16 protein-coding genes are annotated in these 15,215 nt (G+C 39.0%); all 16 read left to right on the forward strand.

What is annotated here, in order from left to right; genetic code table 11:
* The first annotated feature begins 75 nt into the window (after positions 1-75).
* The 16 genes from FNLLGLLA_RS04195 (at position 76) to FNLLGLLA_RS04270 (ending at position 15,215) form a co-directional block, all read left to right on the forward strand.
* Positions 76-522 (forward strand): low molecular weight protein arginine phosphatase, encoded by a 447-nt coding sequence (locus tag FNLLGLLA_RS04195; RefSeq protein WP_060919729.1) that lies wholly within the window; start codon positions 76-78, stop codon positions 520-522.
* A gap of 11 nt (positions 523-533) precedes the next feature.
* Positions 534-971 carry a ribose 5-phosphate isomerase B gene (gene rpiB / locus FNLLGLLA_RS04200; RefSeq protein WP_101928356.1) on the forward strand — a complete coding sequence of 146 codons (438 nt, stop codon included), beginning with the start codon at positions 534-536 and terminating at the stop codon, positions 969-971.
* Between the two features lie 46 nt (positions 972-1,017).
* Positions 1,018-2,250: a serine hydroxymethyltransferase gene (locus FNLLGLLA_RS04205; protein ID WP_101928355.1), complete on the forward strand. Its 1,233-nt coding sequence runs from the start codon at positions 1,018-1,020 to the stop codon at positions 2,248-2,250.
* Between the two features lie 184 nt (positions 2,251-2,434).
* Complete coding sequence (gene upp / locus FNLLGLLA_RS04210) at positions 2,435-3,061, forward strand: uracil phosphoribosyltransferase (RefSeq protein WP_174892261.1); 627 nt, start codon at positions 2,435-2,437, stop codon at positions 3,059-3,061.
* 239 nt (positions 3,062-3,300) lie between these two features.
* Positions 3,301-4,326, forward strand: a complete 1,026-nt coding sequence (locus FNLLGLLA_RS04215; protein WP_174892262.1) for a sugar-binding transcriptional regulator — start codon at positions 3,301-3,303, stop codon at positions 4,324-4,326.
* A gap of 68 nt (positions 4,327-4,394) precedes the next feature.
* The gene (gene gap / locus FNLLGLLA_RS04220; protein WP_174892263.1) at positions 4,395-5,405 is read left to right on the forward strand and encodes a type I glyceraldehyde-3-phosphate dehydrogenase; all 1,011 of its coding nucleotides are present in this window, start codon (positions 4,395-4,397) and stop codon (positions 5,403-5,405) included.
* A 13-nt stretch (positions 5,406-5,418) separates the two neighbouring features.
* Positions 5,419-6,597, forward strand: coding sequence for a phosphoglycerate kinase (locus FNLLGLLA_RS04225; protein WP_174892264.1), 1,179 nt, complete (start codon positions 5,419-5,421; stop codon positions 6,595-6,597).
* 1 nt (position 6,598) lies between these two features.
* Positions 6,599-7,369 (forward strand): triose-phosphate isomerase, encoded by a 771-nt coding sequence (gene tpiA / locus FNLLGLLA_RS04230; RefSeq protein WP_174892265.1) that lies wholly within the window; start codon positions 6,599-6,601, stop codon positions 7,367-7,369.
* Between the two features lie 13 nt (positions 7,370-7,382).
* Positions 7,383-8,909, forward strand: coding sequence for a 2,3-bisphosphoglycerate-independent phosphoglycerate mutase (gene gpmI, locus FNLLGLLA_RS04235; RefSeq protein ID WP_174892266.1), 1,527 nt, complete (start codon positions 7,383-7,385; stop codon positions 8,907-8,909).
* A 117-nt stretch (positions 8,910-9,026) separates the two neighbouring features.
* Complete coding sequence (eno, locus tag FNLLGLLA_RS04240) at positions 9,027-10,310, forward strand: phosphopyruvate hydratase (protein ID WP_120055285.1); 1,284 nt, start codon at positions 9,027-9,029, stop codon at positions 10,308-10,310.
* Positions 10,311-10,498: 188 nt separating this feature from the next.
* Positions 10,499-11,509, forward strand: a complete 1,011-nt coding sequence (locus FNLLGLLA_RS04245) for a GspE/PulE family protein (RefSeq protein ID WP_174892267.1) — start codon at positions 10,499-10,501, stop codon at positions 11,507-11,509.
* A complete protein-coding gene (locus FNLLGLLA_RS04250) occupies positions 11,493-12,512 on the forward strand; it encodes a type IV pilus twitching motility protein PilT (protein ID WP_004697309.1) in 1,020 nt (339 codons plus the stop codon). The genes FNLLGLLA_RS04245 and FNLLGLLA_RS04250 overlap by 17 nt, the downstream gene beginning before the upstream one ends.
* Before the next feature lie 8 nt (positions 12,513-12,520).
* Entirely contained in the window at positions 12,521-13,696 is a 1,176-nt protein-coding gene (locus tag FNLLGLLA_RS04255) for a type II secretion system F family protein (RefSeq protein ID WP_174892268.1), read from the forward strand.
* Between the two features lie 36 nt (positions 13,697-13,732).
* A complete protein-coding gene (locus FNLLGLLA_RS04260; RefSeq protein ID WP_004697182.1) occupies positions 13,733-14,179 on the forward strand; it encodes a competence type IV pilus major pilin ComGC in 447 nt (148 codons plus the stop codon).
* Between the two features lie 53 nt (positions 14,180-14,232).
* Complete coding sequence (locus FNLLGLLA_RS04265) at positions 14,233-14,775, forward strand: prepilin peptidase (protein ID WP_174892269.1); 543 nt, start codon at positions 14,233-14,235, stop codon at positions 14,773-14,775.
* A complete protein-coding gene (locus tag FNLLGLLA_RS04270) occupies positions 14,754-15,215 on the forward strand; it encodes a hypothetical protein (protein ID WP_024061885.1) in 462 nt (153 codons plus the stop codon). Before FNLLGLLA_RS04265 ends, FNLLGLLA_RS04270 begins: the two co-directional genes overlap by 22 nt.

Below are 15,215 nucleotides of genomic sequence, written 5' to 3' on the forward strand. Positions count from 1 at the left end.
ATGTCTTTACATATTGGATAGATTTGCTATAATGTATAAAGTAATCACAAAATGTGATTGAGTAAGGATGTTATTATGAATATTTTATTTGTATGTACCGGTAACACTTGCCGCAGCCCTATGGCTGAAGGTATTACACGGGCCCTTGCAGCGGAGAAACATAAGGATGTTACAACTGTATCGGCTGGTTTATTTGCCGCTTATGGAGCAAAACCAACTGAACAAGCCGTAGTAGCTGTCCGTTCCATTACAGATATTTCCAACCATGAATCGAGACCCTTAACGATGGAACTCGTAAATGCAGCAGATCTTATTCTTGGTATGACGAAAGATCACAAATCTGTACTACTTCGCCAATTCCCCTTTGAGGAAGGTAAAATTAAAACGATTTCCGAGTGGGGTGGTCAAGATGGTGATGTTACGGACCCATATGGATCTGATCAAACCGTATATAACGAATGTGCGGAACAGATTTATCACTTAATAGTGGAAGGCCTTAAATCAGCGCCTGAGAAAGCATAGGAGATGAAATTATGAAAGTTGCAATCGGTTGTGATCATGGCGGATTACATTTAAAAGCATCCGTTAAGGAATTATTAAATGCGTTGGGACATGAAGTAGAGGATTTTGGCTGTCATACAGCTGAGTCTTGCGACTATCCTGATATTGCAGTACCTGTAGCAAATGCAGTTGTATCTGGTCAAGCAGATCGCGGTATTTTGATTTGTGGTACGGGTATCGGTATCGGTATTGCAGCAAATAAGATAGCGGGCATTCGCGCTGCTCTTTGTCATGATACATTTTCTGCTCACGCATGTCGTGAACATAATGATGCGAACATCCTTACTATGGGTGAACGCGTTATTGGACCAGGCCTTGCTAACGATATTGTAACCATTTTTATGGAAACTGAGTTTGAAGGTGGACGTCATGCACGTCGTGTAGAGAAAATAAAAGCATTAGAGAAATAATACATCATTACTTTATAGATAGTTGTTCTATATGAGGAGGATACTCATGAGTTTCTTAGAAAAACAAGACCCTAATATTCAAGCTGTTATCAACCAAGAGTTAGCACGCCAACGCGATAAATTAGAAATGATTGCTTCTGAAAATTTTGTTTCTCAAGCTGTAATGGAAGCTCAAGGTAGCGTATTGACTAACAAATATGCAGAAGGGTATCCTGGCAAACGCTATTATGGCGGTTGTGAAAATGTTGATGTTATTGAAACATTGGCTATCGAACGTGCAAAACGCCTGTTCGGTGCAGAACATGCTAATGTACAACCTCACTCTGGTTCTCAAGCAAACTTTGGCGTGTATTTCGCATTATTACAACCAGGTGATACTATTGTGGGTATGAACTTGTCCCACGGCGGTCATTTGACTCATGGTTCTCCAGTTAACGTATCTGGTACATATTTCAATGTAGTACCTTATGGTGTAGATGCTGAAACACAACAAATCGACTACGATGAGTTCCGTAAAATTGTATTAGAAGCAAAACCTAAGTTGATTATCGCTGGTGGTAGTGCTTATAGCCGTCAAATCGACTTTAAGAAAATGGCTGAAGTGGCACACGAAGTAGATGCTATTTTCATGGTAGATATGGCTCACTTTGCTGGACTTGTAGCAGCTGGTTTACATCCAAACCCTGTGGAATATGCAGATATCGTTACTACAACAACTCATAAAACATTGCGTGGCCCTCGTGGTGGTATGATTCTTTGCAAAGAAAAGTATGCTAAAGCAATCGATAAAGCTATCTTCCCTGGCATCCAAGGTGGTCCTTTGATGCATGTTATCGCTGCTAAAGCTGTAGCATTTGGTGAAGCTTTACAACCTGAGTTCAAAGTATATGCACAACAAGTCATCGACAATGCAAAAGCGCTGGCTGCAGCATTACAAGAAAAGGGCTTAACAATTGTTTCTGGCGGTACAGATACTCATGTTATGCTTGTAGATGTTCGTAATACTGGTTTAACTGGTAAAGAAGCTGAACACTTACTCGATGAAGTAGGTATTACATGTAATAAAAATACAATTCCATTTGATCCAGCTAGCCCATTTGTAACAAGTGGTATTCGCCTTGGTACGCCAGCTCTTACAACACGTGGTTTGCAAGTGAAAGATATGGAAGAAATTGCCGATATTATTGCAGTGGTTCTTAAAAATCCTGAGGATAAATCGCTCCATGAAGAAGCTAGTAAACGTGTTGCTGCACTTTGTGAAGCGTATCCATTGTACTAATCGATTGTATTAATATTAAATATATATTTATAGTCCTATAAGTTTATAGGTAGTGTAAAAGGGGTGTGCCATCGGCACATCCCTTTCAATATTTTTATGGCATGATTTTCTAATCTGTGATAGAGTAAATATGATAGTTAATCGCTAGAATGGGATATGTATATTGTTTTATAGGAGGACAGTCATGAAAGTTAATGTTATGACACATCCATTGATTCAACACAAAGTTACATTGATGCGTGACGTACAAACAGGCTCTAAAGATTTCAGAGAACTACTTGATGAAATTACTATGTTGATGGGGTATGAAATTACACGCAACTTACCACTTGAGGATGTGGAGGTAGAAACACCACTAACTAAAATGACTGGCAAACGAATTGCAGGTAAAAAACTGGGTATTATTCCAATTCTTCGCGCTGGTCTAGGTATGGTAAATGGTATGCTTAGTTTAATTCCAACTGCAAAAGTTGGTCATATTGGTTTGTACCGTAATCCTGAAACTTTGAAACCAGTAGAATACTACTGTAAACTACCATCTGACGTAGGAGAACGCGACTTCATCGTAACTGATCCAATGCTTGCTACTGGTGGTAGTGCAGCTGCAGCGATTACATTGCTAAAAGAAAAAGGTGCTAAACATATTAAATTAATGTGCTTAGTAGCTGCTCCTGAAGGGGTAGAAGCAGTAAATAAAGAACATCCAGATGTTCCTATTTATGTAGCAGCACTTGATGAAAAGCTTAATGATCATGGTTACATCTTGCCTGGCTTAGGGGATGCAGGTGACCGTATCTTCGGTACAAAATAAAATACAATAAAACGACATATTAGAATATAATAAGGGGACATGACGACATATTATTAGATTTGAAATAATAACAAATTATCTAAGGCGTATGTCGTTTTCTCTTATTTAGGGTTGAATAAAAATTACATAAGGTATACAATACAAGTGTGAAAGTATTTTTTTATTTTAGGTGGGACGGATTTTGTTCACATGGGACGAAAAACGATTCATGTAATCCCAACGGGTAAAGGAGGGACCCGATGAACGAATTTCTAATGATATGTGAACGTATTGTTCCTGAAATTGTTAGCGTATTGAAGGAGCGATACAAAATACTAAACCACCTTGTTTATGAAGAGCCTATAGGCCGTAGAACATTAGCTACCGCAACGGATCTTCCAGAGCGAACCGTAAGAAGTCATATTGAGTTAATGCGTGCTAATGGTCTTGTAGACATTTATAAACCAGGGATTTTTCTCACTGATGAGGGACATGCAATTGTTCCAAAGTTACGAAATTTTTTAAATGAGCTAGATCGTATTAACGAGCTAGAACATCGATTGACTGAAGCACTTCATATCGATAGAGTTGTTATTACACCTACAGAAGGAACCTTGATGGTTAAAAAGTTAGGCTTTACAGCGGCAAAGTTATTGCAAGACCTATTGAAACCTAATGCAGTAGTAGCCATCAGTGGCGGTAGCACCATGGCAGCAATAGCTGAAGAAATGCCTATCTTACCTTTCAATCCTACTGTGGTACCAGCCCGTGGTGGCGTTGGTGAAGTAGTGGAATACCAAGCTAATGTAATTGCTTCGGTGCTTGCTGAACGACTAAGTGGTTCCTATAAGATGCTCCATTTACCTGATGGACTTTCACAAGACTCATTACATATGCTCATGACTTGTGAACCGCAAATTAAAGAAATTGGAGATCTCATTAGTAGGACTGACGTACTATTATTTGGTATTGGTACTGCAATGCGCATGGCAGATCAGCGCCATATTGCTGATGATGTGCGTAAGCAGTTGATAGATAATCATGCGGTAGGTGAAGCACTTGGTCAATATTGTGACATTGAGGGTAAGTTAATTTATTCTACTAATAATATTGGTTTATCACTTCCCGATGTAGTAAAGGTTCCCAATGTTATTGCTGTAGCTGGTGGACAAGAAAAAGCGAATGCTATTATAGGTGTGATGCGAGCTTGTCAAAAAGGTATACTCATAATTGATGAGCAAGCAGCGGAGGGGATGCGTCAATTGTTACAAATTTCTGCCTTATAGGCGAATTAGTAGTTATAAATTTTAGTTTGAAATTTGGTTAAAATTTTTGTTATTAGGAGGATTTAACAATGGCAGTAAAAGTTGGTATTAACGGTTTTGGTCGTATTGGTAAATGTGTAGTTCGCGCAGCGATTAATAATCCTGACGTTGAGGTTGTAGCAATTAATGCAACTGGTGATAATGAAGGTACTGCATTATTGTTAAAATACGACTCCGTACATGGTACAATTCCTAATGAAGTAACATTTGATGAAGAAAATATCTACGTTGATGGTAAAAAAATCCGTGTATTCCATGACCGCGACGCTTCTAAATTACCTTGGTCTGAAGAAGGCGTAGAAATCGTAATTGAATGTACAGGTAAATATCGCGATGCAGAAGAAGCAAAAGTTCATTTAGAACAACCTACAGTTAAAAAGGTATTGATTTCTGCACCTGGTAAAAATGAAGACTTAACTATGGTTATGGGTGTTAACCAAGATATGTACGATCCTGTAAAACACCATATCATCTCCAATGCATCTTGCACAACAAACTGTTTGGCTCCATTCGCTAAAGTATTATGCGATGAATTCGGTATCAAACGCGGCATGATGACTACTATTCATTCCTATACAAATGACCAAAAAATTCTTGATGCACGTCATAAAGACCCTCGTCGTGCTCGTGCAGCTGCTATGTCCATCATCCCTACAACTACTGGTGCAGCAAAAGCTGTTGCTAAAGTATTGCCTCAATTAAAAGGTAAATTAGATGGCTTCGCATTGCGCGTTCCAACTCCAGACGTATCTGCAACAGATCTTGTTTGCGAACTTGAAAAACCGGCTACTAAAGAAGAAATCAATGAAGCATTCCGCAAAGCAGCAGCTGGTGAATTAAAAGGTATTCTTGGTGTATCTGATGTACCATTGGTATCCTGTGATTTCAGCTCTGATCCTCGTAGCTCCATTGTTGATGCTGATTTGACAATGGTTATGGATGGCAACATGGTAAAAGTTGTTTCTTGGTATGACAACGAATGGGGTTACTCCGAACGTCTTATCGACATGGCCGCATTTGTAGCAAGCAAAGGCTTATAATCAGGAGGCTTTGATGAAACAAACAATTGAAGGTTTACAAGTAGCTAATAAAACAGTATTTGTTCGTGTTGATTTTAATGTTCCTATGAAAGACGGTGTCATCACTGATGACACTCGTATTCGTAGTGCATTACCTACTATCAATTACTTAATCGAAAAAGGGGCAAAGGTTATCCTTGCTTCTCACTTTGGTCGTCCTAAGGGAGAACGCAAACCAGAAATGTCTTTGGCACCATGTGCTAAGCATTTATCTGACCTTATCAACAAGCCTGTAGCATTCGTAGATGACTGCATTGGTCCTAAAGTTGAAGAAGCTGTAAAAGCATTACAATCTGGTGATGTATTGATGCTTGAAAATTTGCGTTACCACAATGAAGAAACTAAAAATGAACCTGAGTTTGCTAAGCAATTGGCATCTCTTGCAGATGTTGCTATCAATGATGCGTTTGGTGTATCTCACCGTAATGCGGCATCTGTAGTCGGTATTGCTGATTATATCCCTATGGCAGCAGGTTTCTTGCTCAAAAAAGAAATTGACGCATTAAGTACAGCTATAGTACATCCCAAAACACCTATGGCAGCTATTATTGGTGGCGCGAAAGTTACAGATAAAATCTCCGTTATTTCTAACTTATTGCCTAAAGTTGATGTAATGATCATCGGTGGCGGTATGGCTAATGCGTTCATTAAAGCACAAGGTTGTAATATTGGTAGCTCCTTATTTGAAGAAGGTCAAGAAGTTATTGCTACAGACCTTGTTATGGAAGCTCGCGTAGCAGGTGCTAAATTACTGACACCTATCGATGCTGTAGTAGCAGATGCTTTCAGCAACGATGCTAATACTAAAATTGTAGATGTTGATCAAATCGAAGACGGCTGGATGATATTAGATATTGGGCCTAAAACCCGCGAACTTTATGTAGAAGCATTGGCGCCAATGAAGACTATTATTTGGAATGGTCCTATGGGCGTATTTGAAATGGAAAACTTTGCAGCTGGTACAAATGCAGTAGCGAAAGCTGTAGCTGAATCTGATGCGATGACTATCGTTGGTGGTGGTGACTCTGTAGCAGCCATTGAAAAAAGTGGTTTAGCAGATAAAATTAGCCACATCTCCACAGGTGGCGGTGCATCTTTAGAATTCTTAGAAGGCAAAATCCTACCGGGTATTGCTGCATTGTCCGAGGCATAATATGAGAAAACTCATTATTGCAGGGAATTGGAAAATGAATGGCACCATTGCATCTGGATCAATTCTGATCGAAGCGTTTAACAGCGTGTTACAAGATATGGAATTGTTTTGTGATGTAGTTGTATGTCCGCCTTTCACAGCCATCGAACATGCGGTAGCATTGACGAAAAATACAGCTATTGAAGTAGGCGCACAAACTATGGATTATCATGATGCTGGTGCGTTCACTGGTGAAATTTCACCACTTATGCTTACAGAGGTAGGCGTTAATTATGTAATCATCGGTCATTCTGAGCGCCGTGAATATTATGGCGAAACAGATGAGACGGTAAATGCAAAAATTAAAAGTGCATTTCATCATAATTTGAATCCTATTGTCTGTGTTGGTGAAAGCTTAGAACAACGTGAAACTGGTCATACGATTGACTGGATTACGTCACAACTTAAAGGGGCTTTGGCTGATATTCCTAAAGAGCAAGTCAGCCAATTGATTATTGCGTATGAACCAATTTGGGCTATCGGTACTGGCAAGACCGCAACGGCTGATCAAGCCGAAGAGGTATGTAAAGAAATTCGAAGTTACATTCGATCTTTATACGATAGTGAAACTGCTGAGGCAATACGCATCCAATATGGTGGTAGCGTTAAATCAGAAAATGCATTAGAAATTCTTGGAGAGCCTAATATAGATGGAGCTCTTGTAGGTGGTGCATCCCTTGTGGTTGATGAATTTATTGATATTATTAAAGCGGCGAATCAAGTAAGCGCTTAATATGAGGTTAAAAATGGCTAAATTAGAGGCTCCCGTAATGCTAGTCATCTTAGATGGCTTTGGCTTGGGGGATCAAACAGATACAACCAATGCTGTAGTACAGGCGAAGCCGCGCTGTTTTAATCAATTATGGGATACGTATCCACATACAACATTAGAAGCATCAGGGCTTGCGGTAGGTCTTCCAGAAGGTCAAATGGGGAACTCTGAAGTAGGCCATTTAAATCTTGGCTCTGGTCGCATCGTCTATCAAGATTTGACACGTATTACAAAAGATGTCGAGTCCGGTGAGTTTTATAATCGTCCTGTTATGAAGGAACTATACAAAGTAGCTAAAGAACAAAGCTTACATCTTATTGGGTTAGTTTCAGACGGCAATGTGCATTGCTCCTTAGATCACATTAAGGCAGTCATTAAAGGAGCTCATGATAATGGGATCGAGCATGTGTATGTACATGCTTTGCTCGATGGTCGTGATGTAGCTCCGCAATGTGCACAAGGCTATTTAAAGGACTTAGAAACGTATATGGCTGATCTCAATTGTGGTAAAATTGCTACAGTTAGTGGTCGCTATTATGCAATGGACCGCGATAATCGTTGGGACCGCGTTGAATTGGCATATAATGCCATCGTACATGGTCAAGGTGAAATAGCTACATCTGCATGTGAAGCAGTGCAACAGTCTTATGATAAAGATGCGGCAGATGAGTTTGTACTTCCTACGGTGATTGATGCTGCAGGGACTATCAAAGATGGAGATGCGGTTATATTCTGTAACTTCCGCCCAGACCGTGGTCGTGAACTTACAAAGGCACTAGTGTTACCTGATTTTGATGGCTTTAAACGGGAGCCACTATCTATATATATGGCAACTATGACAAAATACGAGGATGGTTTGCCCGTACATATTGTGTATCAAAAGGATACATTATCTGAAACATTAGGTGAAGTTCTAAGTACAGGTGGTTATCGCCAATTGCGCATCGCGGAAACAGAAAAGTATGCTCATGTTACATATTTCTTTAATGGCGGTGAAGAGGAACCTTTTGAAGGGGAGGACCGCATTCTCGTAAAATCCCCTCAAGTGGCCACCTATGATTTACAACCAGAAATGAGCGCTTATGAAGTGACCGATAAGGTTGTACAAGCAATACAAGATGAAACATATGACATGATCATCTTGAACTTTGCAAATCCAGATATGGTTGGTCATACTGGTAGCTTTGAAGCTGCCGTTAAAGCGGTTCAAGCAGTAGATACTTGTTTAGGTCGTATCGTGGAGGCTATTCGTAGCAAGAAAGGTCATCTGTTAGTTACAGCAGATCATGGTAATGCAGAGCTTATGGTTAACCATGAAACAGGTAAGGTACATACGGCACATACAACGAACTTGGTTCCTTTAATTTTAATGAGCGACAGTTTAAAAACAGCTACATTAGAAGCTGGTAAATTATGTGACATTGCTCCTACATTATTAGATTTAGCTGGGATACAACAACCAAAAGCTATGACAGGTCACAGCTTGGTACATAAAGCATAATATGGAGCTTTCACTATATTAGTAGTTAATTAGAGTTATAAGCCTATAAGGTTTAGCTCAATATATATAATGGCTGTCAGATGGCAGTTATTCCATTAGATTATATGAGGTGAAAAAATGGCAGTAATTGAACAAGTCATTGCAAGAGAGATTTTAGATTCCCGCGGTAATCCAACAGTTGAAGTTGAAGTATGTTTAGAAGATGGTACTATTGCGACAGCAGCTGTTCCATCTGGTGCTTCCACAGGTATGTTTGAAGCCGTAGAATTACGGGATGGAGATAAATCCCGTTACTCCGGTAAAGGTGTTTTAAAAGCTATCGATAATGTAAATGCTAAAATTGGTCCTGCACTTATCGGTTATGACGCTACAGAACAAGTGGCAATCGATAACTTGATGTTGCAACTTGACGGTACAGACAATAAATCTAACCTTGGTGCAAATGCAATTCTTGGCGTATCAATGGCAGTAGCTCGTGCGGCGGCTGAATCTTTGGACTTGCCATTATTTGTATATCTTGGTGGCTTCAATGCTAAAGAGTTGCCAGTTCCTATGATGAATATCTTGAATGGTGGCGCACATGCAGATAACAACGTAGATATTCAAGAATTCATGATCATGCCTGTAGGCGCTAAATCTTTTGCAGAAGCTCTTCGTAGCTGTGCAGAAGTATACCATACTTTGAAATCCGTACTTCACAATAAAGGTCTTAGTACTGCAGTAGGTGATGAAGGTGGTTTCGCACCTAACTTGTCATCTAATGAAGAAGCATTAGAAGTAATTTGTGAAGCTATTAAAGCTGCTGGTTATGAACCAGGAAAAGATTTCAAATTGGCACTTGATTCTGCATCTTCTGAATTCTACGAAGATGGTAAATACAATCTAGCTGGCGAAGGCAAAGTTAAAACAGCTGCTGAAATGGTAGACTTTTACGAATACCTAGTAGGTAAATACCCAATTGTATCCATCGAAGATGGTCTTGCTGAAGAAGATTGGGAAGGTTGGAAATTGTTGACAGACCGCCTTGGTGACCGCGTACAACTTGTTGGTGATGATTTATTTGTGACTAACACAAAACGTTTGGCTCGTGGTATTGAGCTTGGTGTAGGTAATTCTATTCTTGTAAAAGTTAATCAAATCGGTACTCTCACTGAAGCTTTTGATGCTATGGAACTTGCTAAACGTGCTGGTTACACTTGCGTAGTATCTCACCGCTCTGGTGAAACTGCAGATACATTCATTGCTGATATTGCTGTAGCTGTAAATGCTGGTCAAATCAAGACTGGCGCACCGGCTCGTTCTGAACGTGTAGCAAAATATAATCAATTACTTCGCATTGAAGAAATGTTATACGAAACAGCTCAATATAAAGGTAATGACGTTTTTTATAACTTAAAATAAGATACGTTATATCTAATAGTCCAATAAGGGCGCCCTTTGGGGCGCCTTTTTTGTATGTCTAAAAATAGAAAAGTTTTCGCTTCGTGGATTTTTAAAAATAAAAGAGGGATTTAGAGGCTGATGTCGAAACCTATAACGCCATACGCTAGTGTGAGGTAAAAACATACCGCAAGGTATTGGAGGTGACCATGTATGTAGACGTAACATTAGACGATATTATCTTGTATGCCTTAGAACACCATGTGAGCGATATCCACTTTGATCCCGTTAAAAGTGGTGCTCATGTTCGGTTGCGAAAAGATGGACTGCTGCAACATTACATGACTGTATCATTTGAAGAAGCTGAACTCATTATCAACCGTATTAAGGTTTGTAGCTCTCTAGATATTAGCGAGAAGCGTTTACCACAAGATGGGCGTTGGTCTTGGAGTCATAAAAATAAGTCTGTAACGATGCGTGTATCTACATTGCCTAGCCTATACGGAGAAACCTTAGTATGTCGCCTTATGGGAAATGAAGGGAGTCATAAAGACTTAAAAGAATTAGGCATGCAGCCGGATATCTTTGAGCACATTGAACAATTATTAAAACGTCCTTATGGATTATTACTTATCTGTGGACCTACAGGCAGTGGTAAGACAGCTACTTTATATGCCATGCTTCGCATGTTAAATTTAGACGAAACTAAGCTTATCTGTCTTGAAGATCCTGTAGAAGCCGAAATCAAAGGGGCTATACAAATTGGTATTAATGAAAAGATTGGATTTACCTTTGCCAAAGGTCTTCGCTCTGTATTACGGCAAGATCCAGATACGATTATGATTGGTGAAATTAGGGATAAGGAGACCGCAGAGTTAGCCGTTAAGTCTGCTTTAACGGGGCATCGCGTATTATCTACTATACATACCAATACAGCTATAGGCGTTGTAACGCGACTCATGGATATGGGCGTAGAGCCGTACTTAATACGGGCTACTTTAATGGGGGCTATTGCACAACGGCTAGTACGAAAATTCGATGGTACATCATATCAGGGACGGACTGCTCTATTTGAATACTTAGAAATACCAGCTAATTCAGCTCATTGGGACGAATTAGAAACACATTTATTATTGTCATTAGAAGAGTCTGCTCGTAAGGCCGTATCTCAGCATGTTACATCTATAGAGGAGGTGCATCGTTGTGGACTCATGCTGTAAGAGTGAAAGTTTAGAAACTATTGTAGAAAATGCAATACAACTATCATCAACAGATATTCATCTACAATGTGGTCAGCCTATCTATTTGCGACATGGTGATGGATTAAGGGCTACTTCCTTTATGTGTACTACAGAATTAATCGAGGATATATTGCGTCGTTGCGGTATAGCATCCTATGAGTGGCAGTCTCTTGATGAGGCTTGTTCCTGTTGTGGTGTGCGTATCCGTGTTCATCTATATCGAGCTAATCAGACCATATGTGGTACATTGCGATTACTTTGTCATCAGCAACTTAAGTTAGATGATAATAGTGAAGGTCAGTTATTACAAAAGCTATGTGAAGCACATGATGGTCTATTGCTTGTTTGTGGCCCTACAGGCAGTGGTAAAAGTTTTACCTTAGCTTGTTGTATTGATTATATAAATCAGACTATGGAGCGTCACATTATTACCTTAGAAGACCCTATCGAATTTGAGTTTGTATCTAAAAAGTCTTTAATACATCAACGACAATTAGGTGCTGATATTAATACTATGTCAGATGGTATTCGAGATGCTTTACGAGAGGATCCGGATGTCATTATGGTAGGCGAACTTCGAGATCGTGAAACCCTTGAAGCGGCACTTCATGCGGCAGAGACTGGTCACCTTGTAATGGCAACTATGCATACACAGCGTGCAGTGATGGCGGTTCACCGCATGATTTCTCTATTTCCTGGGGAGCAACAAGAAGAGATACGCAATCAAATATCTCAAGTGTTACGGGCCGTTATATGTCAGCGTTTACTTCGATGGAATAAAAAGTTCATTACTATTCGTGATATTTTGCTAAATACCCATGCAGTAGCAAATTTGATACGGACCCGTAAGGAACCACAAATCATATCTATTCAAGAAACGCAACTACCGATGAAAACATTAGAAATGGCTGTGCGAGATGTAAAGGCACAATATGGAGCCCAACAACAATTGCATACCTTGCTTGATCAACAATTATCGTAGGTGAATATATGGAGGCTTATGAATATGTCGTAAAAAATAATCAAAATGAAACAGAAAAAGGTTTGATGTGGGGGGATTCAGAACAAGAAATTGCAATACGGTTAAAACGAGATGGTTATAGAATTTATAGGATATCGTTGCAGGATGAAAGAAAGAAACATAAATGGAATCATACTATGGTGGTAGATGTGACTTATCAATTAGGTCTACTCATTGAATCTGGTGTTCCGTTACGGCGAGCCTTACAGTTGCTCTGCCAGGGGAAACGAGGACTACTCTATACAGCTTTATATGAATCCATAGAGCGTGGTCAGACTTTATCACAGGCTTTACGAAGTGAAGGATGTCCTCCTATTGCTTTGGCTTTACTAGAAAGTGGTGAAGCAGCGGGCACCTTGGGTGAGAGTTTACAATATATATCTTGTCACTATGATTGGGAGAGGCAGCTGAAACAAAAGGTTATGAGTGCTATTTCCTACCCTTTATTTCTTCTTTTAATGATGAATATATTTTTTCTAGTTACCATTTTGTTTATTATTCCTTCGTTTGAACAGGTATTTACCACTATGCATATTACATTACCTTTGATGACGCGAGCTCTTTTTGCATTAGGACAAGGGTTAAAATCGCATCCTCTAATGGTAATAGCTATACATTGTGTTGTAATAGGTTCCTTAGCATTTGCTTATAAACAGCATAGTATAAAGTGTAAAGTACATCGTTGGCTTTGGCTGTTGGCTCACCGATACCAATGGAGTACTTGTGTGTATTATACAAGTATTTTAAAAGTTTGGGCTCTCTTACTAGATTCTGGTATTTCTATCATTCAAACCATGAATATTACTCGCCCTTTGTGGGGGAATATATATGGTGTTGAATGTAGTAAACAAGTGGAAGCAAGATTATTATCAGGACACTCACTGGAAGAAAGTTTACGTAGTGGTCAGATAGGAAATGCTTTTATATGGCAAATGGTGTCCATTGGAGAAGAGAGTGGTGAATTAGTAAAAATGTTAAACCACTGTGGCTACTACTATGAATCTATACTTTCAAAATATATTGCTCGTTTAGAACGATTATTGGAACCAATTTTACTAACCATAATGGGAATCGGTGTAGCCGTATTAGTTGTATCTGTTATGTACCCCTTATTTACGTCCATTGCCAACTTAGGAGGGCAATAGACAATGTTATTACTTAACTATTAAAAGGAGAATATTATGAAGTCTGTTATGCATATGATTCATGGAGTGAATCATCGATTAGAAATGTGCGGTCAATGGGTCGTAGATCGACTACATATTTCTCGTGTTCGAGAAGGGTTTAAAAAATCGAGAAAAGGCGGATTTACTCTCGTTGAGTTAATGGTTGTAGTAGCGGTTATCGCTATATTAGCGGCTATTGCGATGCCACAATTCTTATCTGCTGCGGATAAAGCTAGAAACGCTAAAGAAACAGCAGATATTCAAATTATAAAAAATGCTACTCAATTGTATATGATTGACAAAAATGTCGATACACCTCCAACAGTAGAAAATCTATATAAGGAAGGATATCTTACTGAACATGTTAAGACTGCAAAAGGAAAAGAATACACTATTACTTATGAAGTTGTCAGTGGTGGGACTTCAAAATCTGTTGTTGTTAAAGCACCTAATGAGCCTTAATTAACTTGTATAGATTATGAATTACATACGTTAGTTATATGAAAGGACAAGGTATGAAAGGGACCAATTATGTGATAGGACTTTTTGTATATATAGCATCTATATTGCTACCTGTTATAGTTTCATCAAAAGCAATATCTTATACTCACATTGCTTTGTATGCTGTGTTTTCACTCATCATCATAGCAGGTGCTACCATCGATATGCATTACTATATATTGCCTGATGAAGGGGCATTAGTTCTTGTAATAGGTGGCATTATATATAGCTATATAAATGATCAATCTATGTTAGTAACCTTATTAAGTGTTATCAGCGTAGGTGCTATTACATATGGACTTCGTTTGATTAGCCATAAAGGCTTTGGCATAGGCGATATTAAATGGTTTTCTGCTATTGCAATATGGCTCACTCCATGGGAAATTATATGTTTCTTTTACGTAACTTTTTGTGTTGGTTCTCTCTATCTCTTACTCGCCGGTTATCGTAATCGATATATCCCATTTGGTCCCTTTCTATGCTTTGGCGGATGGTGTGCCTTACATGGTGGTTCCTATATGGAGGTGCTTTATCAATGGTTAAGGTGCAACTTATAAATCGTCAAAGTGGATCTTTATTGGCGGAATGGATTATTACTATTGGTTTAATCTTATTGCTCATTTCTATTGCCTTACCTATTGTGACAACACCTAGTCGTTATACTTTAAATGGTGCTACGCAAGAGGTGGCGTATATGCTCAAGAAAGTTCAACTGTGGTCTATGTTAGGGCATAAATCTAATGGTAAAGGGAGAATGCTTTTTATTTTAAATAAGGACAGTTATACCTTAGAGGAAGATGTTAATCATCATACGGTAAACATATCATTACCGCAAAATATTGAGAATGAACGGTCTATGACAATTATTTCTTTTTCAGCCTTGGGCTTACCCTATGATGGGACAGAAATTATTTTGAAAGATCGTGAAAGTGGTGAGAAAAATCGTATATGGATATCTGTACAAACGGGGCGAATTAGATGGGAAGAAGTGCACTGA

Origin of the sequence: Veillonella parvula, assembly GCF_902810435.1 — a bacterium.
GTDB lineage: Bacteria > Bacillota > Negativicutes > Veillonellales > Veillonellaceae > Veillonella.